This window comes from Blastochloris viridis, assembly GCF_001402875.1.
GTDB lineage: Bacteria > Pseudomonadota > Alphaproteobacteria > Rhizobiales > Xanthobacteraceae > Blastochloris > Blastochloris viridis.
This window is the reverse complement of sequence record NZ_CP012946.1, coordinates 691368-713169: the sequence shown is the minus strand read 5'-3', so window position 1 is coordinate 713169 and position 21802 is coordinate 691368. Positions and strand designations below refer to the sequence as shown.

Here is a 21802-nt window from a genome sequence, read left to right as displayed (position 1 = left end):
ACCACCGATCGGCCGCCACCACCGGCATCGCTCGCCAGCAACGCGGCCGAGCGGCGCGAGCGCGCCTATTTCCAGGTACGCCCTTCTTTAAACCCGAACTCAAGATAATGCTTCTCGGCATTTAATTTTGCCGTCCGCAGGTCTTCGTAATTTTTAACGTATTTTTTTGCATTGAACGAGGCTGGAATCCGAAGAGGCTCGGAGTTTACGCAAACGAATTCTCCACCGTTCCGCGCATCAACGTGAGAAAACCCAGTTCCGTCGCGCAGAACGTAGACCAGCTCTTCCTCAGTATAAAAATGATGCCAATGAACCCCATGCGCGTTATTTATCTGGCTTCGAATTTCTTCACGCCAAGGAACGTTCTTGTTTTGCTCCGGCAGACACCGAAATGGCAGCAAGTGAATTATCGCAAAGCTATTCGGCTTGAGAAGGCGCTTGATCTCAAAGAAAAGATTATAAACATAGACCTTTGGAACGTGCTGCAAGGCAGCCATGCTATATATGAAATCAAGCGACTTATCCGGCAGCGGCACCGTGATGCCGTCATATAAAACAAAATCATATCGACTGTCGTTCCCGAGCCGTTCCCTAGCTTTGGCGCTCATGCTCGGAGAAATGTCGAGCCCGGTGATTTTATAGCCCGACATTCCGTCTCGGTCTAATTTCCTGGCAAGCCCCTGCATCAGATATCCGACACCGGAGCCGATCTCCATTATTCTATCCCCGCCATTCAATTCGACGTAGGGAAACAACTCAAAAATACACTTTATATAACTATCCGCCCTGCTGTCGAGTTGCTCCAACGGAGCGCGGTCATGAATTCGCCGCTCGACCGATTCAAGACTTTCTTTCGACGTATCCCACGCCGATGCGGCAGCCAGCAACGCGTCTTGCGTACCCATAGCCCCCTCCTCTTCGGTCCGGCCGTGGCGGACGACACCTCGGGAATTGAATCGACAGAGCAAGCTGCCCACGCACAAACCGGCATTCGAACAGAAAACAGCTCTCCACCGAGGAGAGTAGCGGAGTCCGAATTCAGGTCCAGCCTCAATTTCTGGTTACAGATTGAGCACGTGCGGCATCGGCGTAGGCCTCCAGCACCTCCTCGACCGGGCCGAACGCCTGCACCTTGCCGGCGCTGAGATAGAGCGCCTTGTTGCACCAGGTGCGGATGACGTCGGCGGAATGCGACGCCAGCACCAGGATGCGGGCCTGCCGCACGAATGCGGCGACGCGCGCCTTGGCCTTTTCCATGAAGTGGGCGTCACCGGCGAGAATCCACTCGTCCATCAGCAAGATGTCGGGCTTCACCGCCGTCGCCATGCCAAGCGCAAGGCGCATTTGCATGCCAGAGGAATAGGTTCGCACCGGCATGTCGAGATAGTCGCCAAGCTCGGTGAAATCGGCAATTTCGGGCGCGAGCGCGGCGATCTCCTTGCCCTTCAGCCCCATATACATGCCGCGCAGCCGCAGATTCTCGCGGCCGGTCAGGTCGGCGTTGAAGCCGAGATTGACATTGAGCAGCGCGGCAATCTTGCCATCCACCGCAACGTGGCCATCGTCGGGCTCGTAGATGCCGGCCAGCACCCGCAGCAGCGTCGACTTGCCGGCACCGTTCGGCCCGACCAGCCCGACCCGGTCGCCGACCTCAAGCCGCACCGAAACGCCGGACAGCGCATGCACGATCGGCGCGGCGTTCGCCTCACGCATGATGGCGCCGCCGGTTGCAGTCGCCACCAGCGCCTTCTTGAGCGAGCGGTGGCCGGTGTGCAGCACCGGAAAGCGGACGTGGACGTCTTCAACCTCGATGTGGGCCATGGCCATCAAACCCAATAGACGATGCGCCGGCGCGCACGGATGAACAGCAGCGCCGCGAGCGCCGATCCGACCACGAGGGTCCCGAGCGCGACCACGACGAAGATGGCATCGGGCGCCTCTTCCAGCAGCGGCGCGCGGATGAGTTCGATATAGGACGCAAACGGGTTGATCGCGATGTAGATCTCGTCGACGCGCTGGTTGCGGTGGTCCCACATCACCGGCGTGAGGAAGAACGCGATCTGCATCACCGAGGTGATGATCGGGCCGATGTCGCGGAAGCGGGTGCAGAGGATGGCGACTACCAGCCCGATCCACACCAGATTGAGCACCACCAGCACAAAGCCGGGAATCACCAGCAAGATGACCGGCGACATGCTGGGGCCAAGGAAGAGCAGCACCACGACGAAGATCGGCAGGCTGTGCGCGAACACGATGACGTTGCGCCAGATCACCTGGAACAGCAGCGCCAGCCGCGGCACCCTGATCTGCTTCAGCGTGTCGCCGGCGAAAATGAATGCGTTGCAGCAATCGGCAATGGTGCCGTTGATGAACCCCCACGCCGTGAAGCCGATGGCGAGGTAGGGCAGATACTGCGCCATCTCGAGATTGAACAGCTGGGCGTAAAGCGGCCCAAGCCCGGCGATGAACGCCGCCGTCGTCAGCGTCAGCCAGAACGGCCCGAGCATCGAGCCGCGATAGCGCTGCAGAATGTCGACCCAGCCGAGCGCCAGCCAGAACCACGACAGACGAACGGCCTCGTTCAGGTCCGCCAGGGCAAGGCGGCCCTGCTCCACGAATTTCTTGTCCACGGTGATACCGTCAAGCCAGCGTTGCCAGATGATCGTCGATCATCGCCTCGGTCACCGGACTGTCCGGACCGATGAAATAGCGCCAATCCGGCGCCGACGGCACCATGCCGGGATTCTTCGTCACGAGATCAACCTTGATGAACGGGAACTTGAAGTGGCGCAGCAGCACCGAATTGAGCTGGTGGCAGGGATTGAGCGGCAGCATGAACAGCCTCGACCGCAGCAGATAGCGGTTTCGCAGCGGCTGGGCGGGACGGAGCCCTTCCAGCAGCGCCGGCTCCAGCACCGACAGTTCCGCCAGCAGCTCGGGATGGTCAAGCAGTGCGTTCTCGATGGTCTCATGGTCGAGCACGGCGGCGGTATAATGGCCTTTTTCGCGCATCGCGCGCGAGAACGCCACCTCGCCGCGCTGCACCATCAGCCATTTGCTGTGGGTGAGGCGGACGTGGGTGAGATAGGCGACGACGTCGGCGACCGCGCGCACGCCGTTGGCGAGCAGAAAATAGGACTGCAGGTGGCTGCCGCCGCCGAGGCTCTCGGTGAGGCCGAACAAGCCGTCCCGCGCGGTGCAGGCGTCGATCCAGGGCGCCAGCGGGACGATCGGGCCGAGTTGCGAGTCGTTGGTGAGCAGCAGCGACTGGGCGTCGGCGAGATCGGCGCCCAGCAGGCGCGTGGCGTGCGCCCACGCACCGAAATCGCGGCCGAAGCTGCGGCGGTGGATGAGGCCGCAGCAGACGCTGGCGAGCCGGTCGCGGTCGGCGTCGGACACGGCGTTCGACATCGACACGAACACCACCGCGAACCCCGCCTCGCGATAGGCGCGAAGCTGGGCCAGCACCATGTCGCTGACGCAGGAGGTCGGCGAATAGGCGGCGTAGAGGCACCAGCGCCGGCTGGCGGGCGGGCTCAGGCGAACGAGGGTGCCCTGCTCGGGCGGCGGCCGCAGGTCGCGGCCAACACCTCCGACCACGTCGACCAGGTTGGTCCAGTAGATGCCGAGCCGTCGCAGCCGCCAGCGCAACCGGTGCCAGGCCGTGCGCCGGCGGGGACGATAGCGGATTTCGGCAATGCGGCGCATCGATCCAAGTCTATCCTCGATCATTTTCCACCAATGTCGCAGCGTTTAAGCAAGAAAATGCGACATTTTGAAAACCGTCAGCAGGAAACGGATTCGGTCTGACGACGGCCAAGGCCGCATCCCGTCCGCCGAAAATCCATTTTCAACGACGGATCTTCGCGAATCATCTCTGTCGTCACCGGAGATCCCCCGATGACAGAACGAAAGATGCTCCACGACACCCGTCGATCCGAACCAAACGGATGCCTTGAGTTCCTGGCTGTCACATTTTCTTTTGCAAACCCGGTTCCACCTTCAGCCGACCAGATCTAAATACGTCCCGCTTCGAACAGCATGCGCTTGATTCCGCGCATGGAGATGGGCAGTTCCTTTGCCCTGAGGTCGCACGCGATTACCGCACATTCCTGTTCCGAGTAGCCGCTGACCAAGCGTAATACGTCGGCGATCTGAAACGACCCGCGCTGACAAACGTCACGCTTGATCGGGAAGCCGAAAAACTTGTTCACAAGCAATCCGACCATATGCGTTGGATTATGACACTCCATAATCTTTGCAATTGTCATAGCGAGCTTATGGAGCTCGATCGAATTGTTGGTTTCGGTAACGATGCCGAACTGGCCATGGGCATTCCGCAAGGGGCCGGTGTTGCTCTCGAACCGCTCCAGCGCCGGACCATAGTCCCGAAAGATGTGGCGGTTGATCTCGAGAGCCATGACAATCCCATTGTATTTCTCGGGTCGCTCCGAAAGCAACTTCCGAACAACGAATTCAGAATTCAACACGCATTCTGGCTTTCCGAGTTCAGACCCCACCTTCTTGCTAAGCTTAACTTCGCCGTTGTCGATTGAATGACGCCGGTTGCTGTAGGGCTTGTATTTCGACCAGAACCCGATGAACGCCTTGCTGTTGATGGCGCGGTTGTCGAACGCCAACAGGAAGGACTGGGCATGGTAATGGTACTCGAAATTCTCAAAGAGACAGGACCACGCCTGCGGCGTCTCCGTCAGCCGCCGGATAACGTCGCGCGTGCTGGCATTCCAGTAGAGGCTATCGTTGACGAGGACGAGTTTTTCGATTGTGCAGCGTAGTGCTTCGCTGTCGAACAACGCAACAAGAAATTCTTTCCACGCACCGAAATCTCGCCCTTTTTTCTTGCGCTGTGCGAGATGAACTTGCGGAAATTCCTGCTTGAGCCAGGTCGCCTTGCTGTGGTCGTGCATCAGCACGACCACAGTGTAGCCATTGTCGATCAGGCCACGCACCAGATGGCGCATCGCAAACTCGAGCAGCTGCGTCGGGTGCGGCGCGACCAGCGCCAGCCGCGTGGTGCCGCTCTGTTCCAGCGTCTTGATCAGGCTCGAATAGTCGATCAGGCGCAGGAAAAATACGCGCGGCCATTCAACGATCTGAACGGCAACATCGAAACCGTAAATAATGAGGAGCCGGACTACCCGTCGAATAAACCTCAGCATCGATCGTGCCCCTGCTCAATCCTTCACCAGCACCGCACAAAACTCGTTGCTTCCATGCGGGGTCTCGTAGACGCGCAGCGGCCGGAGCCCGGTCAAGCCCAGCGCGTGAAGCGTCGCCGTGATCTCTCTGAAGCTTTGCGGCGTGAACTGCCACGCATGGACGTCGATATAGCCGCCGGCCGCGGCCTGCCATTCGGCGATGGCGTTGCGAATACGCTGGACGTCACCCCGTCCCTCTTGCGCGTGGTCGCCATGCCAGTGCCGCAGCGAATCGTTGTGGGTGGTCAGCGCGTGGTGCTCGATGACGCTGGCGAGGCGATGGACCCGCCGCCCTTCCAGATGAGCATCGATCACCGCGCCAACATTGGACGGCGGCAGGAAGTGATCGAAGCAGTAGCGACAATCGGGAATGAGCAGAGCGTAGCAGCCGTCCGCATCGAGAATGCGGGCGACATGCCGCAGATGGCCGACGAGATCGGGCTGATGCTCGATGGCATGGCTCGAAACCACCAGCCTGAAGCGATCGTCGACGATCGACAGGTCCCCGGTCGGCGACACATAGTCGATGTGCGGTACACCGTCCGGATCGCGATCGTCGAGCGGCGCCGCGCGCTTGCGCAGTTCCTCGCTCGGCTGGACGTCGAAAAACTTCGCGGTCTCTCGCGGCAGGATCGGCCGGTCGAACGGCCCGATTTCCAGCGCGGGCGCGATGGTGCGGACGAGGCTGATGAGCCCCGCCCGCGACGCCGCCAGCGAGACCAGGCGGCCCTCACGCCGGCCATACTGCTCGTAATGAGTTTTGAGCTGCTGGTCGGAGAAGGTTCTCAGATCCTCGTGCCGTTCCCGACAAAAGTCGAAATCCATCTCTGGCGAGAAAATGTCCTCCGGCCGGCGCTGCGGTCCGGGTCCCGCAGCCGCGGGTGGCGTTGCCGGTGCTTTATCGACCTCGGCCGGCCCGCGACCGAGCCTCCGGGACAGCGCGCGCAGCATCCTCTCGATCTTTTTGAATATTTTCACCGCTAAATACCTCAAAATTGGCGCCGGCCTGTCGCCTGTCCATTGTTTTCTATGACTGCACTCTCACGCTTCTCTCGGTTTCTCGAAAAATCGAGCTTAGGGGCGCACCGCGCAGACGGCAAACGCGGCGCCGTTTGGGTGATTTGCGTGGTCGAAATTAACCGAGGTCTTGAACCCGTTGTCGGCGAAAAATCTAAGAATGCTTGCTTTCTCCATCCAGATCGCATGGGTATTTGTGCCGCCGGTGAAGCCCGTCCAGTCGAGAGCCTCCTGGGCATAAAGCCTGCGCGCACCGCAGTACCCTCCCAGCAAGTCGTCGACTTCCTTGTCTCGCTGGAACAAATGCGCATCCGGCCGTTTCGAATGAACATCTTCATCGTAATAGTGTGTCCAGAGTAAAACTCGGTTCGTTCGTTTTACAATTGACCTAAGCAACTCAACCGGGTTTGTCATATGATAGAGCACACCCGATGCGATGACGGCATCGAATCTCCGGTTATCTGCTGCGAGGAATTTAGAGAAGTCGCCGAGCAAATAATGCACGCCTTGGAGGTCGAAGATCTCCTTCACGCACAGACACCGCAAAAACGCCGCGGCATTTGCCTCCACGGCCGTGACCTTCGCGCCGAAGCCATGAAGCATGTAGGAGTGGCCGCCTTCGAGCGGTCCCAATTCCAGAACCGTCTTGCCTCCGAACGGCCCCAACACTTCGTTGGCCCAGGTCATGAGGGCATGTTCAAACAGGGCGGCATATCCGGGTTCGGATTTCAGACCTGAGGAGGCGGGCATCGCCGATGACCATTCGCCCTGGAAAAGGTCCAGGACGTTCTGGCTGCTCGGAGCGGTCTGAACGAAACGACCGCCGATCGCGGTATGCGCCGGCGTGAGCGTCGGAGCATTTTCCTTGTAGTTCCGGCCCTCATGAATCCCGTGCGTCAAATAATGCGATGCAGGATCATCGCCGGCAGCAGCGACGTCCGGGTGCAGGCGGAGATAGCTGGCGCGGTCGAAATCGGCCGGCAGGGCGGCACGTTGATCCATCGCGGCAACGTCCGCAGACGTGTGACGGGTATGAGTGCTCGCTGCGGAATGCTCCCGACACTCGGAGGCTCCGGTCGAACAGTCCGAACGAGGCGGTGACTGTGGAATTGGATCGCCGGTCCCACCAGCGGTTAAATCCCGCAGCCGAAGCCTCCGGGACAGCGCGCGCAGCGGCGCGGTGATCCGCCAACTGGTGCTGGCGTGCAGTGCGTCGAGCTGGGCCTGCAGGTTGGCGGCCTCCTCCTTTAGCCGACGAGTCTCGGCCGTCTGCTCCGCTGCATCTGCCATGGCCTGATTGCTCCCGGGTGAGTGGCTCACGTCTGCTGTCCGCCGTACGGACTCGGGCGCCTTGGCCGCCGCCGGGGCGCCCGCGCCGACACCGTAGGCCGTCATCGCCGCATCGTATGAACGGCGGATGTCGTCGATCGGGACGAACGCCACGTCGAACGCCGCGTCCAGGTTGTTCGAGCGGTGTTGCGCCAGCGCCAGCTCCAGCCTGTCGCAGAACAGGTCGGTCTCGAACAGCAGATCGAACGGCATGGTGTAGCGCGTCAGGTGCCAGGCCAGAACGGCGTCCTTCCACGCCGGCCACGGCCGCGCGCACACCGCGTCGAGCTCCGCCAGATCGTGGCCGTCGGCGATGGTGTCGAGGTGCGAGGAGCCCAGCACCAACAGCGGCTTGCGCCACAGCAGCGTCTCCAGCCCGACTTTCGAGGACACCGTCGCCACGGCGTCGACGTGCGCCATCAGCCACTGCGACGCCGCCCGCCAGGTGGTGGCGTTGAAATCCGGGCTCCAGAGAAAATTGGGGTGAGAGGTCGCAAGCCACTCCACCATCCGCTCATTGAGAAACGGATGGTTGGGATGCTCGGTGACAATCACGCCGACCGACGGGCCGGCAGCCGCCAACGCATGGAGCACGAGGTCGAGCGGGGTCTTGTTGGCGGCGTAGCAATCGAACGCATAGAAGTTTGAGAACTGCCCGGCGAGCAGCATAAGGCGGGGGAATTTCTTCCGCCAGGATGCGACCGTGGCTGCCAGCCGGTTGCCGCTCTCGATATGGCCGAAATAGCGCTCGCGCAGCTCGGCGACGAAGGCGGCTTCCGCCGCCGTCGGCTGAAAGCCGCGCACCCGATCCTTGAGGCGCACCAGCGCCGAGCCGCGCACGATGTCAAACGGATCGAGGTAGCCGGTCAGCGGAAACGGCGGCCGCGACACCATGCCGTGCTCAAAGAACAGCACCGGCGCCTCGGAAAATGCCGTCCGCAGAAACGGCACCGGCGAGAACGACACGCAGACCCCCGGCTCGAAGCCGCCGAGCCGCGCCCGCAGCAGCGCCGCCATCGCCGTGTTGCTGTCGTCGTCTCCGCCGCTGTCCCAATGGGCGGCCACCGCCGCCGCGGTGGCGCCGAATCGCGGCACCAGTTCGGTATGGTCGAGCACGACGATGTCGAACGGCGCCCGCGGCTTCGCATACGCCAGCGCCCGGTTGGTGACGCACACGGCGCGCGCCTCCGGCCAGCGCCGCTTGAGCGCGGTGGCCATGCGGTCGGCGAACCCGAGCCAGGCCTCGTGCCAGAACGGATTGTCCAGCTCATGCAGCGGCTCGAGATAGATCAGGAGGTTCATCGCTCAAAACTCCCCCACCGTCTCGAAAATCTCCATCGCCGGCCGTCCCAGCGCGACCGACATCCCGACCCGCCATTCCTTTTCGATGCCGCGCAGCGCCGCCGCCCGGACCTCCGGCCACTTCTCGCGGGGAATGACGACGACGCCGTCGGCGTCGGCGAAAATGTAGTCGCCGTTGCAGATGGCCACGCCACCTATGGCAATCGGCAGGTTCATCGCGCGCAGCACGCCCTTGAACTTGATGTCGAGGCAATGGTTGCCCCTGGCGAACACCGCGAACCCGAGCCGGCGCACCGCCTCCACGTCGCGGGTGACACCGTCGATCACCGCACCGACCGCGCCAGAGCGCATGGCGATCTGCGCGTTGAGTTCGCCGAAATAGGCGTGGTCGCGCACCTTGTTCTCGACGGTGATGACGTCGCCCGGCCGCACGAAATCGTAGGATTTCAGCGCGTCATAGATGCCGTGCCAGGAATCGCCTTCGCCCACCGCGTCGAGTTGCAGCGTCTTGGCGCGGCCGAAAAAGCGGCCCGCCCCGGAGATCTCGCGCGGCAGCGCCTGGGCAAGGCCGAGTTCGCGGGTGATGTCGGAGAGAAGCGACGAGGTGAGATAGGGCGCCAGCGCCGTCAGCGCGAGGTTCTCGCGCGCCCGCTCGCCGGCGGCGACGGTCTCCGCCAGCACCAGGTCTTCCGGCCAGTTGACGTCGATCTGCTCGGTCGGATCCAGCGCAAACAAGAGCGGGTTCGTTCCGAACCGCTTGCCGGCGCGCGCCACCTCGCCCCGCACGATGTAAAGCGACATCGCCTCGACGACGGCCTCGGGCAAGTCGACGCTGTTCGGAATGCGTCCGCGCCCGTAAACCGGTTCGCCGTCGCGCCAAAGATACTGCTTCGCCCGCGACACCGCCACCAGCGAATCGTGCTCGGGCGATTGCTTCAGCGCCGACAGCGCTCGCGACACCGTCGCCGCGGTCACGAACGGCGCGGTGCACAACGACTGAATGTAGATGTCCGCCTCGACCTGCGCGCATTCCCAGGCGAACATGTCGTGGCCATCAGCGGCGTTGGTCGCCAACGACACCGGGCGCTTCAGCCGCCGGACCGGCAACTCGCTCGCCAGCGCGGCGAGATCGTCGCTCTCGGTGTCGAGGCAGACAAGGTCGATGCCCGGACAGTCGAGCAGTTGCCGCAGCTTGCGCTTGAACAGCAACTCGCCGTCGAGGATGCGGAGATTCTTGTTCTCGATCCGCGCACTGGTTCCCTTGGCGGGCATGAAGGCGACCGTGGTCATGCCCGGTATCCCTCCGCCACCTCGTCCCACGCCGCGCGCTCGTCCCAGCCCGAGACGTACAGCGCCGCCGGGTCGGTGTTGATTCGCATCACCGGCTCGGCAAACTCGGTCTGGCGCGCGAGGTCGAGCCCGCAGGCAAGGCCGAGGCGGCCGCGCATCTCGCGGGCGAAGCGCTCGGCGAACACGCCCTGTGCCTCGACATAGCCGGACGGATTGAGCTTGGCGCCGGCCCGGCCGGCCGCCACCTCCTCGGCGTAGCGCACATAGGCCAGCGCCAGCAGCCGAACGTGGATGTTATCGCGGATATAGGCCGGGGTGTTGACCTTGGCGACCTCGCCCGCCCTCCAGGTGCGCACCAGATAGGCGCAGAAGCGCGGCTCCTCCAGCGGCCCGAACGGGTTCGGAATGACGAACTTGCCGTAGCCGACCCCGGCCTCGCGGCAGCGATGCTCCACCACCTGCGCGGTGAGCGCCTTCGACAGGCCGTAGGGCGAGAACGCCACCAGCGGCGCGTTGCCGGCGCCCTCGCCGTTCTCGAACACGCTGCCGGTGAGCACCACGCCCTTGAACGCGCCCTCCGCCAGCACCGCCCGCAGGTTCAGCGTGTTGGCGGCGAGCGCCGCGGCGATGTCGAAATCCGGGCTGCGATAATCGCCGACCTGCGCGGCGTGATGGCAGAGCACCTCGAAGCCGCGCCGCGCCAGATCGATGAAGCGGGGCGAGCCGAACGCGCAATCCTCGACGATCTCGGCAAAGCCGGCAAGCCGGCGCACCCGCTCGCCGCGCACGCCCTCGGCGTACGCCGCCACCGTGTTGCGCAGCGGCGCGACGACCTGGTGGCCCGCCTCCGTCAGCAGGCGAGCGAACCAGTATCCGGTGAAGGAACTGGCGCCGGTGAGCAGAACCCGCATCACGCCCCCCGCATCAGCTCGAAGCCATGGAACTGCGGGTCGAGATCGGGCCAATTGCGGTCCTTGTCGGACAGCTCGGCCGGCTCGACCGGCCATTCGATGCCGATGGCGGGGTCGTTCCAGCGCGCGCCGCGCTCAGCCTCCGGCGCATAGAACGCGGAAACCAGATAGAGCGCCTCGACGTCGTCGGTGAGGGTGACGAAGCCGTGGGCGAAGCCGCGCGGCACGTACATCATGGTGCGGTTCTCGGCGCTCAGCTCGGCGCCAAACCATTTGCCGAAGCTCGGCGAGCCGGCCCTGAGGTCGACGATCACGTCATAGAGCGCGCCGCGCAGGCAGCGCACCACCTTCACCTCCGCCGCCGGTGGCAGCTGGTAGTGCATGCCGCGCAGCGTGCCCTTCTTGCCCGACAGCGAGGTGTTGATCTGCACGAAGCGAGTCTCGAGCCCGGCCTGCGCGAACTCCTTTTCGCAGAAGAAGCGGGCGAAGAAGCCGCGGTCGTCGCCGCGCTTCTCCAGCTCGATGGTGTAGGCGCCGTTCAGGGGTGTCGGCAAAAACTTCATCTCACGTCACCGTCCAGCGCAGATCGCTGGCAAGCCTGCCGGCCGCCATGTGCCTTCGCAGCGTATTGAGGCGCATGTAGGGGGAGTTGCGGAAATCGGAGTCGGCGAACGTCATGCGCGCGAACCCGGCGAGCAGCCGTTGGATCGACTGGTCGAGCGACACCTGCGGCAGGTTGTTCGGCGCCAGCGATTTGAACAGCGAGAAGTCGACCTGATAGGAGCGCTTGTCCGGCGGCGCATCGGTGTTGATCGACACCTTGGTCCCGGGCACGTGGCGCGCCACCGACTCGGCGAGGTCGCGCACCTGGTAATTGTTCTCGCTGCGGCCGGCATTGACGGCGAGCCACGCCCCGCCATTGCCGGCCGGGCGGCGGACCGCCCAGGAAATCGCCCGCGCCATGTCCTCGACGTCGATCAGCGGTCGCCACGGCGTGCCGTCGCTCAGCACCGTGATCTCGCCCGACGTCACCGCGCAGGCGACGAAATCGTTGAGCACCAGGTCGAGCCGCAGCCGGTCGGACATGCCGCAGGCGGTGGCGAAGCGCAGGCTGGTGAACACCATGCCGCCGAGATCGGCTCCGCGAAGGTCCTCCTCGGTGCCGATCTTGGAGCGGGCATAGGCGGTGAGCGGATTGGTGGGGTCGGTTTCCTTGCGCGGCCCGCCGTCCGCCGCCCCGTACATCGAGCACGACGAGGCGAACACGAAGTTCTTCACCCCGGCCTTGGCCGCCAGCTTGGCGATGCGCACGCTGGCATCGCGGTTGATTGCGGCGGTGACCTCCTCGAATTCCTTGCCCATCGGATCGTTCGACACCGCGGCGAGGTGAACCACGCCGTCGACGCCGGCCAGCAACTCTTCGGGAAATTCGCGCACGTCGCCGAAATACTGCCGGGCCAGCACCGTCTCCGGCAGCGACTCCGCGCCGGTGAGGGAATGGCCGAAGAAGCCGGCATCGAACCCGATGATTTCGACGCTGGCGTCGTTTGCCTTGAGGAACCGGGCGAGCACGGGGCCGACATAGCCCATGTTGCCGGTGATCAGTACACGCATGGCATAGTGCCTTTTATTACCAGTTCTTCCAGGGCGCCTTGCCGGACGTCCACAACCCTTCGAGGTAACTGCGATCGCGCAACGTGTCCATCGGCTGCCAGAAGCCATGATGAAACCACGCCGAAAGCTGTCCCTCGTCGGCGAGACGCTCCATCGGCTCGCGCTCCCAAACGGTCAAATCGCCTTCGATATACTCGCCGACCTTGGGTGACAGCACGAAGAAGCCGCCGTTGATCCAGCCGCCATCGCCCAGCGGCTTCTCCTGGAACCCGGTCACCCGGCTGCCGTCGAGCTTGAGCGCACCGAACCGGCCGGGCGGCTGCACCGCGGTGACGGTGGCGAGGCGGCCCTCCTTGCGATGGTACGCAATGGAAGCAGCGATATCGACGTCGCCGAGGCCGTCGCCATAAGTCAGGCAGAACGCGTCGTCATCGCCGATATAAGGCAGGATTCGCTTGATGCGGCCGCCGATCTGGGTGGCCTCGCCGGTTTCGACCAGCGTCACCCGCCAGGGCTCGCTCTCGGCGTGATGAACTTCCATCTTGTTGTTACGAATATCAAAGGTGACATTCGATGTGTGCAGGAAATAATTCCGAAAATACTCTTTGATTATATAACCCTTGTAGCCGAGGCAGATCACGAAGTCTGTGATGCCGTGAGCGGTGTACGTCTTCATAATATGCCACAAAATCGGCTTTCCGCCGATTTCAACCATGGGCTTTGGCCTGACGTTGGTTTCCTCCGCAAGCCTGGTTCCCAGGCCACCGGCCAAAAGGACTGCTTTCATGGTTTGCTCCGAAAGGCTGCCGTCGAAAATACCGAGTGCCACCACCCGCACGCGGGGCCGCCTCAGGGGATCATAGGCCGGAAGGTCAATTTTTCCAACGACTTAGTGACCCCAGCAGACCGTCTCGGCCCACTTGGCTCGCCACATCCAGACCCACCCATTTTCCCCTTCGACGGCGCTGGCGGAATGCTAGTGCATGGCACGGCGTCCCGCCAGCGCAGCGGGCCAAAGCAACCCTTGATTATGCCCAGCGCGTCCCGAATGTGTGATTATTGCCACAACGGGGGTAGCGTGGAACCGATGACGTCACGTAGCGGCAATTTATAGACCGCGTCTCCGAAGGAATCCGCCTTGTGCTTGCGCCGACAGATCGTCAGCACAGGGGATTTCGTCGGCGTCGCAGTATATCAGGCCGCAGTTTCGTCGCCGGCCGCCGAAAAAAGCGAGGCCTGAGTCGTTGCGCCTTGCCGCCTCCGCGGGTGATTTCCACTTGGCCGGCCGGGATTGGCGGCCGGCGCGGCCGCCGCTGCATGTTCCCCCCCCCCCCCCCCCCCCCCGCGGCAGCCTTGATGTCCCTGTGGGGATCGCAAGCCGGTTTGCGGAAACGGTGTTGCAGCCTCGCAGCAACGCAGCTATATCGACCGAACCGCGAGCGGCTCCCTTCGTCTAGCGGTCTAGGACGTCGCCCTCTCACGGCGAAAACAGGGGTTCGAGTCCCCTAGGGAGCGCCAATAAAATCAAGGCCTTAGAGGCCACTTCCCTCCCATGCCAGCATTCGAGCCGACGTTTGCCCAATAAGCGCGGGCAAACGATGCCGGACGTAGAGTATGGAACTGCCATTCATCCCAACGGCCGCGGATGCTGACGCATGCGCTGTTGAGGCTCGCAGATTTTCTTGCCTGAAATCAATGGCTTCACGAAAATCCGCCAGCGGAACCAACGGCCGGCTGCTGCTGCCGCCGCCATCAGGTCATGATCGAGCGAACCGGTGCCGAAACCCAGTGGTCGAGCACCGGATTTCCGGTAGCCGGTGACGACGCGGCCGCTGCGTCGGCCGAACGGGATTACGGCTCCGAGGCGAAGCGCAGCCGGCCGGCTGGCTTCATGCTGTCGAGCGCGAAGGTCCGCACCTCCAGCGCGCCGTTCATCTCGACCGTTACCACCAGAAGTTGCTCGGCCACCGCGGTCGACACGATCCTGGCGCCTTTCGGCAGCGTCGCGGTAACGTCGGCATACGCCGAGGTGCTTTTCGGCGCGGTGAAAAGGCGATAGCCGATGACGCTGAACACTGCGCCGGCGCCGAGCACCATGATCAGCGCCGACAGTTGCGACAGCCGGCGCATCCGCGACACCAGCTTCTCCTGCTCCGGAGTGAGCGGAACCTCGTGGTCGGGCGTGGATGTCATGAGACCAGAACCGATTGAAAAGAAGCGGAAAACCGAGCCAATGAGCGAGACGACGCCCCGGCCGACCGAAACGGAGCGGATCGAACTGACGATCGCCGATACCGATGCCGGCAGCCGGCTCGACCGCCTGCTCGCCGACCGCCTGCCCGCCTTCAGCCGCTCGCGGCTCAAGGCGCTGATCCTGGCCGAAGCCGTGACGGTCGACGGCCGATTGGTAGTGGACCCCAGCGTCAGGGTCAATTCAGGCGGGCGGGTGGTGGTGGCGGTGCCGCCGCCGACCGACCCCGTTCCGGCGCCGGAGACCATCCCGCTCGACATCGTGTTCGAGGACGCCGCCCTCATCGTGCTCAACAAGCCGGCCGGGCTGGTGGTCCACCCCGCCGCCGGCAACGCCACCGGCACCCTGGTCAACGCCCTGATCGCCCATTGCGGCGCCAGCCTGTCCGGCATCGGCGGGGTGGCGCGGCCGGGCATCGTCCACCGCCTCGACAAGGACACCTCGGGCCTGTTGGTGGTGGCCAAGACCGACCGTGCCCACCGCCGGCTCGCCGCCCAGTTCGCCGACCACGGCCGCAGCGGCGGCTTCACCCGCGCCTACCTCGCCTTCGTGTGGGGCTGCCCGGCGCTGCCCTCCGGCAGCGTCGACGCTCCGCTCGACCGCGACCCGAGGAACCGCGAGAAGATCGCGGTCCGCCCCAACGGGCGCTGGGCAGTGACGCACTGGCGGCTGATCGAAAGCTATGCCGGCACCGACGGCCGACCAGTGGCGAGCTTGTTGGAGTGCCGGCTGGAAACCGGACGCACCCATCAGATTCGTGTCCATATGGCACACATCGGCCACCCGCTGCTGGGCGATGCGACGTACGGCGCCGGCTTTCGCACCAAGGCGGGACTGCTGCCGCCGGAGGCGCGCACATGTCTAGAAAGCCTGCGCCGCCAAGCGCTCCACGCCACCTGCTTGGGCTTTGCTCACCCGAGCAGCGGTGAATTTATCGAATTTACGGCGGAACTCCCGCAAGACCTCGCCGGTTTGCGTCGGGCATTGGCGAAAACTGACGAAAGCGTAATTTGATCCCCGCTATAGGGGCCGATAGAGTCCAACCGTGGTCGGCGCCGTGACGCGGCCACCCGAGGGCTCGCCCGCTCGGGGAGCCCGCAATGCTGAGGAGGGCGCACTCCGATGGCCCAGATACCATCTCTCACTGCCGAAGGCGGCCTGTCGCGCTATCTCGACGAAATCCGCCGCTTCCCGATGTTGGAGCCGCAGGAAGAGTACATGCTCGCCAAATCCTGGCGCGAGCATGGTGACACCGACGCCGCCCACAAGCTTGTCACCAGCCACCTGCGATTGGTGGCCAAGATCGCCATGGGATATCGCGGCTATGGCCTGCCGATCTCCGAAGTGGTGTCCGAGGGCAACGTCGGACTGATGCAGGCGGTCAAACGCTTCGAGCCCGACAAGGGCTTTCGTCTTGCCACCTACGCAATGTGGTGGATCAAGGCGGCGATTCAAGAATACATCCTGCGTTCGTGGTCGTTGGTGAAAATGGGCACCACCGCGGCGCAGAAGAAGCTGTTCTTCAACCTGCGCAAGGCCAAGGGACGCATCTCGGCGATCGAGGACGGCGACCTCAGGCCCGACCAGGTCAAGCTGATCGCCAAGCGCCTCGGCGTCGAGGAGCGCGAGGTGGTCGAGATGAACCGCCGCCTCGCCGGCGACGCCTCGCTCAACGCGCCGCTGCGCGACGATGGCGAGGGCGGCTCCGAATGGCAGGACTGGCTGGTCGACGAAAGCGCCAACCAGGAAACCGTGCTGGTCGAGAGCGAGGAGTTCGACTCCCGCCGCGCCGCGCTGAAAGGCGCGATGGACGTGCTGAACCCGCGCGAGCGCCGCATCTTCGAGGCGCGCCGCCTGGCCGAGAACCCGATCACGCTCGAGGAGCTGGCCGAGGAGTTCGGCGTCAGCCGCGAGCGCGTCCGCCAGATCGAGGTCCGCGCGTTTGAGAAGGTGCAGGAAGCGGTGCTGGCGCGGGTGCGCGCGCTGGAACAGCCGCGCACGCTGGCGCCGACCGCCTGATTGATTGACCGGTTCTCAAAGCCCCTGCCCTGGTCGCCCGCCGGTCCGCCGGCGGGCGTATGCGTTTGAAGGAGCCACGCCGAGCCGATGATGCCAGTGGCCTTTGGACGTGACCCGGCGTCGTCAGGTCCGGGCGGCCGGGCTTGGCCATCCACGTGTTTGATCTCAATCGTGTCAAGGACATGGTTGCCCGCGCCGGGCGTCGGCAACAAAAGCGGGGGCCCATGGGCCCCCGCTCCGGCGCCACCAACATCGGCGCTCAGCTTGTCTTCTCCTGGAAGATCGCCCGGCCGCGCGGCCGCCGGATTTCGTCGATGAACGCCCGCATTTCCGCCGTCGGCCCCGGCGTCATCAGCGACACCGACCAGATGATGAAGAAGCCGAGCGGCAGGCTGAACAGCCCCGCCGAGATGTTCTTCACCCCGAACCAATTGGCGATGCCCTGCGCGAAGGTGTCGTAGGCCTTCCACGCCGCCGCGCTGTCGGGCGCGGCCAGCCAGGCCGCCTTCAGTTCGGCGTAGCGCGCCGCCTGGGCGTCGGTGGCCGACGACAGGACGCTCCAGGTCTCGTAGAATGAGCCGGCATAGTAGCGGGTGCCGACCAGATAATAGAGGCACAGGCCGAAGCCGACCGTCATGCCGGCCAGTGCCGCCACGCTCGAGGTCCGCTTCCACCAGATGCCCATCACCAAGGCCGGGAAGATGCCGGCCGCGGCCAGCGAGAACGCCCACGCCACCATCGCCACGATGTCGGCTGGGCGGAACGAGGCGGTGTAGGCCGCCAGCACCGCGACACCAACCAACAGCACGCGGGCGATGGTCAGGCGGCGGGCGGTCGGCGCATTCTTGTCGATCATCTTGTAATAGACGTCGTGCGACAGCGCGTTGGCGATGGCGAGCAACAGGCCGTCGGCGGTCGACAGCGCCGCAGCAAGGCCGCCGGCCGCGACCAGGCCGGAGACAACGTAAGGCAGGCCGGCGATTTCCGGCGTCGAGATGACGATGGCATCGGCCTGGATGGCGAAATCGCCGAACCGGAGGATACCGGCGTGGCCGGCGATCTTCTGGCACGCCGCCACCACCGCGGCGGCGTCGGTGGCCTGCGCACCGCAGACATTGATCAAGCCAACCTTGCCGTAGGAGTAAATCCACTGCGGCAGGTCAGTAATCGCCCGCCCGATCACCTCCTGATAAACTTCGAGCTTGGCGAACGCGGCGTAGGCCGGCGCCGTGAAATACAGCATGAAGATGAACAGCAGCGACCACGCCACCGACAGCCGCGCTTCGCGCACTGACGGCGTGGTGAAGTATCGCATCAACACGTGCGGCAGCGAGGCGGTGCCGACCATCAGGCACAAGATCAGCCCGAAATAGTTGAGCGGATCGTAGGTGGTGAAGGGCTGGATGTACGGCTTGATCTGGCCGGCCACCGCCAGCCCCTGCTGCACCATCTCCTGCTCGCGCGCGGTGATCGCCTGCAGCACCTGGCCGTAGGTGAATTGCGGCAGCGGCAGGCCGAACTTCTGCGCCGACAGAATCACCACCGGCAGCAGGTAGGCGATGATCAGCACGATGTACTGCGCAACCTGGGTCCAGGTCACCGCGCGCATGCCGCCGAGCATCGAGCACACCAAGATGCCGGCGAGGCCGACATAGACCGCGACGGTGAAGTCCATGTTGAGCAGGCGCGCGCCGATCAGGCCGGTACCGACGATCTGCGCCACCACATAGGTGAAGGAGCACGACAGCAGCACGATAATGGCCAGGAACCGGGCCACGTTGCCGCCGAACCGAAAGGCGAAGAAGTCCGGCACGGTGTAGCAGCCGAACTTGCGCAGGTAAGGCCCGACCAGAATCGCCACCAGCACATAGCCGCCGGTCCAGCCCAGCACGAAGCCGAGCCCGTCATAGCCGAGCAGATAGAGCGTGCCGGCCATGCCGATGAAGGAGGCCGCGCTCATCCAGTCGGCGCCGGTGGCCATGCCGTTGTAAAGCGCCGGCACCCGCCGCCCGGCAACATAATATTCCGACACCTGCATGGTGCGAGACATGATGCCGATGAAGGCGTAGACGCCGATGGTCAGCGCCACGAACAGATAGCCAATCACGGCGTTCGGCACGCCGGCCTGTTCGAGGATGGCGAGAATCACCACGAAGGTGAGAAAGCCGCCGGTATAGAAGGCGTAGATCTTGCCGAGATTGGCGGTGAAGTCGGAGGTGCCGCCGCCTTGAGCTTGCGTCGCCATGGGTGTTCTCCTCTCAATCGTCTTCAGCGACGCCGCATTCGCGGTCGATCTTGTCCTGGGCTGACGCAAACCAGAACAGCATGACGACGAAGGCGATCAGCGACCCCTGCGCAGCCATGTAGAAGCCGAGCGGGAAACCGAAGATCACGATCTTGTTCAACGACGTGACGAAGAAGTGGATGAAGAACGAGAAGAAGGCCCACAGTCCGAGCATGGTCCACATCAGGCGGACCGTGCGCGGCCAGTGGGTGGCCTCGTGAGGATTGGACATCGGCGTGGCTCCTCCTTGGTGACCAGGGGCGCAAGGTTGACTTGAGGCGCAAGGATGACTTGGTGTTCAAGTCGCGTCCGGTTGAAGTCGACAGGAAGGTCCGCCGGCCCAAAGACGACCGGGCGACCGTGGCTCCCGAAACCGTCCCGCTGAATTGGTTACAAAGGGGACTTGTTGCAACGCTAGCAGCGCCGTGGAAATTGACCTATGCTACTTTCGTCGACGCTTCCGGCCAAAAGCCTTTGAAATCGCTTCGGAAATGTTGCGACGCAACATCGCGCGCCACCGGCTGGGGTTACGGCTATGTCTCAAAGCCGCCTCGCATTTGCATCACCGGGATGAACGCTCCGGCGCGCTTGCGCTGCGCCGCCCACAGGTTGACAATGACACCGTGCGGGCGTCAGGCGTGACAAACCGACGCGGTTTGTGATCGGGGGAATGCGTGGAGGATACAAGCGGCTATCGGGTCGTCATTGCCGATGACCATCCGCTGTTCAGAGGGGCTCTGCGGGAGGCTCTCGGCAGGCTGTTTCCGCAAGCGGTGGTCGTCGAGGCCGGCGCGTTCGATGAACTTCAGGGGCTGATCGAGCGCGACAACAGCGGCATCGATCTGGTGCTGCTCGACCTCACCATGCCGGGCGCGCGCGGCTTTTCCGGGCTGATGTACCTGCGCGGGCAATATCCCTCGATTCCGGTGGTGGTGGTGTCCGCCAACGAGGACGCCAGCGTCATTCGCCGCTGCATCGAGTTCGGCGCCTCCGGCTTCATTCCCAAGACGCTGGCGGTCGAGGACATGCGCACCGCCATCCGCACCGTGCTGGCGGGCGGCACCTGGATTCCGCCCGACGTCGATCTCGCCGCCGGCACCGACCCGGACACCAGCGACCTGGTCGCCCGGCTGTCCTCGCTCACGCCGCAGCAGATGCGGGTGCTGATGATGCTGTCGGAGGGCCTGCTCAACAAGCAGATCGCCCACGAGCTGTCGGTGTCCGAGGCCACCGTGAAGGCCCACGTCTCGGCCATCCTGCAGAAGCTCGGCGTCGAGAGCCGCACCCAGGCGGTGATCGCCGCCTCCAAGATCGAGCTGGTCAACCTCGCGGGACAAAGCGCGCCGGGGTGAGGCGCGGCCTGATTTTTCCCACTCAAGAAGGACCTTTCCGTCTGCAAGGCACGCACGCTGTCGTGGAAATTGGCGGCGCGCGCAATCCAGCTTTGCCAGCCCGACGTGCTGCGACTAGTCTTTGCGGCGGGGCCATCGAGGTGAACTGACAGGCAGTGCGCCAGCGGCCCTTGGGGCTGCGGTGCATGATGGGGCTTCACACCACCTTCGGCGTCGGCACGGAGCGCGCGGCATGACGTGGCTCCGCCGCCTTCCCGTCATTCTGCTGCTGATGCTGACGCCGGATGGCGCGGCCGCCGCAGACGTGTTCTCGGTGCGGTGCGAGGGCGGTGCCCCGTCGGTCCCCTACTTCGCGACCTTCGACATCGATGCAAAGGCGGTGGTCTTTGAAACGCCGCCGCTATCGATCGAATCCTATTCCGGGATCGGCGTGCACGCAGGAGAAATCACCTCCATGGGGGATGGAGCTGATGGCAAGATCGAGTTCATGCTGCGGGCTTTTCGCGGAAGGATCGATCTGATCTTCGACCGAATTCAAAATACGATGTTCTGGCCAGGATTTGATTCTGCACAATTCAGGCCACAGCTGATCCATCAGTGCACGGTCACCCCACCGAGAAGCATCCTGAGCTTCCGGGTTCGCGAGCCCATCCTGAATCCGGTCTCCGTCCGGTGCGAGTATACCGGGTACATGTACTTCACGATGGATGCGGCTTCCAAACAGGCACTCTTCGAACGAGGCAGGGAAGGAAGGATGTTCGAAGGGGAGGTGACGGACGCCGACCAGGATGAGATCACGCTGTCCATGAATTTCGAGGTCCCTCGCAAAGTTGTATGGAGCAAAAGTCGCCAGACTATCACGATCGAGGGCATCGAAGGCGATGCAAACCGGCCGCGGACTGTCATGCAATGTCAGGAGGTCGCACCAAGGACAATGATGGTATATCATGAAAGACGATCGAAGCGGTGAGGGCTTCCCCAGCGATCGTGGGGCGGACGAGCGCCAGCGTGTTCTGCCACGCCCACGCTCCCTGGCACCCGGGCGGGCGCAACGGCCCGCTGTCGTTCCCGGCGAGCGCCTCGAGGAGACGCGAGGGACGGGAACCTATCTTCAACCGAACAGGGTGGCACGGCACGATCGCAGGATGGCTCCCCTTCCTCGCATCGCCTCGCGGCTCGGCCGGGACGACCAGTGAGGTTCGCGCCCAAACTCA

Annotated in this window: 19 protein-coding genes and 1 tRNA gene; 5 read left to right on the top strand and 15 right to left on the bottom strand. The window is 63.8% G+C overall.

Features of this window, described 5'->3' with window-relative positions; genetic code table 11:
* Positions 1–65: 65 nt before the first annotated feature.
* The 12 genes from BVIR_RS16230 to rfbF all read right to left on the bottom strand — a co-directional run bounded on the left by BVIR_RS16230 (position 66) and on the right by rfbF (position 13469).
* Positions 66–905, bottom strand: a complete 840-nt coding sequence (locus tag BVIR_RS16230; protein WP_082416626.1) for a class I SAM-dependent methyltransferase — start codon at positions 903–905, stop codon at positions 66–68.
* 145 nt (positions 906–1050) lie between these two features.
* The gene (locus BVIR_RS03195; protein ID WP_082417300.1) at positions 1051–1821 is read right to left on the bottom strand and encodes an ABC transporter ATP-binding protein; all 771 of its coding nucleotides are present in this window, start codon (positions 1819–1821) and stop codon (positions 1051–1053) included.
* 5 nt (positions 1822–1826) lie between these two features.
* Positions 1827–2630, bottom strand: coding sequence for an ABC transporter permease (locus tag BVIR_RS03190; protein WP_055036401.1), 804 nt, complete (start codon positions 2628–2630; stop codon positions 1827–1829).
* A gap of 10 nt (positions 2631–2640) precedes the next feature.
* On the bottom strand, positions 2641–3708 hold the full coding sequence (locus BVIR_RS03185; RefSeq protein WP_055036400.1) for a rhamnan synthesis F family protein: 1068 nt from the start codon (positions 3706–3708) through the stop codon (positions 2641–2643).
* 308 nt (positions 3709–4016) lie between these two features.
* Positions 4017–5180, bottom strand: a complete 1164-nt coding sequence (locus BVIR_RS03180; protein ID WP_055036399.1) for a rhamnan synthesis F family protein — start codon at positions 5178–5180, stop codon at positions 4017–4019.
* A 15-nt stretch (positions 5181–5195) separates the two neighbouring features.
* The gene (locus BVIR_RS03175; protein WP_236823677.1) at positions 5196–6170 is read right to left on the bottom strand and encodes a class I SAM-dependent methyltransferase; all 975 of its coding nucleotides are present in this window, start codon (positions 6168–6170) and stop codon (positions 5196–5198) included.
* Positions 6171–6293: 123 nt separating this feature from the next.
* Entirely contained in the window at positions 6294–8867 is a 2574-nt protein-coding gene (locus tag BVIR_RS03170; protein WP_055036398.1) for a capsular polysaccharide export protein, LipB/KpsS family, read from the bottom strand.
* Positions 8868–8870: 3 nt separating this feature from the next.
* Positions 8871–10157, bottom strand: a complete 1287-nt coding sequence (locus tag BVIR_RS03165; RefSeq protein ID WP_055036397.1) for an RraA family protein — start codon at positions 10155–10157, stop codon at positions 8871–8873.
* Entirely contained in the window at positions 10154–11068 is a 915-nt protein-coding gene (locus tag BVIR_RS03160) for an NAD-dependent epimerase/dehydratase family protein (RefSeq protein WP_055036396.1), read from the bottom strand. The genes BVIR_RS03165 and BVIR_RS03160 overlap by 4 nt, the downstream gene beginning before the upstream one ends.
* Complete coding sequence (gene rfbC, locus BVIR_RS03155) at positions 11068–11631, bottom strand: dTDP-4-dehydrorhamnose 3,5-epimerase (RefSeq protein ID WP_055036395.1); 564 nt, start codon at positions 11629–11631, stop codon at positions 11068–11070. Before rfbC ends, BVIR_RS03160 begins: the two co-directional genes overlap by 1 nt.
* Position 11632: 1 nt before the next feature.
* Positions 11633–12682, bottom strand: coding sequence for an NAD-dependent epimerase/dehydratase family protein (locus tag BVIR_RS03150; protein WP_055036394.1), 1050 nt, complete (start codon positions 12680–12682; stop codon positions 11633–11635).
* A gap of 16 nt (positions 12683–12698) precedes the next feature.
* Positions 12699–13469: a glucose-1-phosphate cytidylyltransferase gene (gene rfbF, locus BVIR_RS03145; RefSeq protein ID WP_055038641.1), complete on the bottom strand. Its 771-nt coding sequence runs from the start codon at positions 13467–13469 to the stop codon at positions 12699–12701.
* A 655-nt stretch (positions 13470–14124) separates the two neighbouring features.
* Here rfbF and BVIR_RS03140 point away from each other — a divergent pair.
* Positions 14125–14200 (top strand) — tRNA-Glu (locus BVIR_RS03140).
* Positions 14201–14533: 333 nt separating this feature from the next.
* Here BVIR_RS03140 and BVIR_RS03135 read toward each other — a convergent pair.
* Entirely contained in the window at positions 14534–14875 is a 342-nt protein-coding gene (locus BVIR_RS03135; RefSeq protein WP_055036393.1) for a hypothetical protein, read from the bottom strand.
* A 40-nt stretch (positions 14876–14915) separates the two neighbouring features.
* Here BVIR_RS03135 and BVIR_RS03130 point away from each other — a divergent pair, with 40 nt between their 5' ends.
* Together BVIR_RS03130 and rpoH are read left to right on the top strand one after the other, a co-directional pair.
* Entirely contained in the window at positions 14916–15947 is a 1032-nt protein-coding gene (locus BVIR_RS03130) for an RluA family pseudouridine synthase (protein ID WP_055036392.1), read from the top strand.
* 108 nt (positions 15948–16055) lie between these two features.
* A complete protein-coding gene (gene rpoH / locus BVIR_RS03125) occupies positions 16056–16952 on the top strand; it encodes an RNA polymerase sigma factor RpoH (RefSeq protein ID WP_055036391.1) in 897 nt (298 codons plus the stop codon).
* A gap of 259 nt (positions 16953–17211) precedes the next feature.
* Here the strand turns inward: rpoH and BVIR_RS03120 are convergent, their stop codons facing one another.
* Both BVIR_RS03120 and BVIR_RS03115 read right to left on the bottom strand, forming a co-directional pair.
* A complete protein-coding gene (locus BVIR_RS03120; RefSeq protein WP_055036390.1) occupies positions 17212–19197 on the bottom strand; it encodes a sodium:solute symporter family protein in 1986 nt (661 codons plus the stop codon).
* Positions 19198–19210: 13 nt separating this feature from the next.
* Entirely contained in the window at positions 19211–19468 is a 258-nt protein-coding gene (locus tag BVIR_RS03115) for a DUF4212 domain-containing protein (RefSeq protein ID WP_055036389.1), read from the bottom strand.
* Positions 19469–19910: 442 nt separating this feature from the next.
* Here BVIR_RS03115 and BVIR_RS03110 point away from each other — a divergent pair, with 442 nt between their 5' ends.
* Positions 19911–20588, top strand: a complete 678-nt coding sequence (locus BVIR_RS03110; RefSeq protein ID WP_055036388.1) for a response regulator transcription factor — start codon at positions 19911–19913, stop codon at positions 20586–20588.
* A 232-nt stretch (positions 20589–20820) separates the two neighbouring features.
* Positions 20821–21558 carry a hypothetical protein gene (locus BVIR_RS03105; RefSeq protein ID WP_055036387.1) on the top strand — a complete coding sequence of 246 codons (738 nt, stop codon included), beginning with the start codon at positions 20821–20823 and terminating at the stop codon, positions 21556–21558.
* Positions 21559–21802 lie beyond the last annotated feature (244 nt).

Coding starts and splice junctions, on each gene's coding strand:
- BVIR_RS03105 (WP_055036387.1), top strand. CDS start 20,821: ATGACGTGGCTCCGCCGCCTTCCCGTCATTCTGCTGCTGATGCTGACG.
- BVIR_RS16230 (WP_082416626.1), bottom strand. CDS start 905: ATGGGTACGCAAGACGCGTTGCTGGCTGCCGCATCGGCGTGGGATACG.
- BVIR_RS03120 (WP_055036390.1), bottom strand. CDS start 19,197: ATGGCGACGCAAGCTCAAGGCGGCGGCACCTCCGACTTCACCGCCAAT.
- BVIR_RS03180 (WP_055036399.1), bottom strand. CDS start 5,180: ATGCTGAGGTTTATTCGACGGGTAGTCCGGCTCCTCATTATTTACGGT.
- BVIR_RS03185 (WP_055036400.1), bottom strand. CDS start 3,708: ATGCGCCGCATTGCCGAAATCCGCTATCGTCCCCGCCGGCGCACGGCC.
- rfbC (WP_055036395.1), bottom strand. CDS start 11,631: ATGAAGTTTTTGCCGACACCCCTGAACGGCGCCTACACCATCGAGCTG.
- rpoH (WP_055036391.1), top strand. CDS start 16,056: ATGGCCCAGATACCATCTCTCACTGCCGAAGGCGGCCTGTCGCGCTAT.
- BVIR_RS03160 (WP_055036396.1), bottom strand. CDS start 11,068: ATGCGGGTTCTGCTCACCGGCGCCAGTTCCTTCACCGGATACTGGTTC.
- BVIR_RS03135 (WP_055036393.1), bottom strand. CDS start 14,875: ATGACATCCACGCCCGACCACGAGGTTCCGCTCACTCCGGAGCAGGAG.
- BVIR_RS03150 (WP_055036394.1), bottom strand. CDS start 12,682: ATGCGTGTACTGATCACCGGCAACATGGGCTATGTCGGCCCCGTGCTC.
- BVIR_RS03195 (WP_082417300.1), bottom strand. CDS start 1,821: ATGGCCCACATCGAGGTTGAAGACGTCCACGTCCGCTTTCCGGTGCTG.
- BVIR_RS03115 (WP_055036389.1), bottom strand. CDS start 19,468: ATGTCCAATCCTCACGAGGCCACCCACTGGCCGCGCACGGTCCGCCTG.
- rfbF (WP_055038641.1), bottom strand. CDS start 13,469: ATGAAAGCAGTCCTTTTGGCCGGTGGCCTGGGAACCAGGCTTGCGGAG.
- BVIR_RS03130 (WP_055036392.1), top strand. CDS start 14,916: ATGAGCGAGACGACGCCCCGGCCGACCGAAACGGAGCGGATCGAACTG.
- BVIR_RS03165 (WP_055036397.1), bottom strand. CDS start 10,157: ATGACCACGGTCGCCTTCATGCCCGCCAAGGGAACCAGTGCGCGGATC.
- BVIR_RS03175 (WP_236823677.1), bottom strand. CDS start 6,170: ATGCTGCGCGCGCTGTCCCGGAGGCTCGGTCGCGGGCCGGCCGAGGTC.
- BVIR_RS03170 (WP_055036398.1), bottom strand. CDS start 8,867: ATGAACCTCCTGATCTATCTCGAGCCGCTGCATGAGCTGGACAATCCG.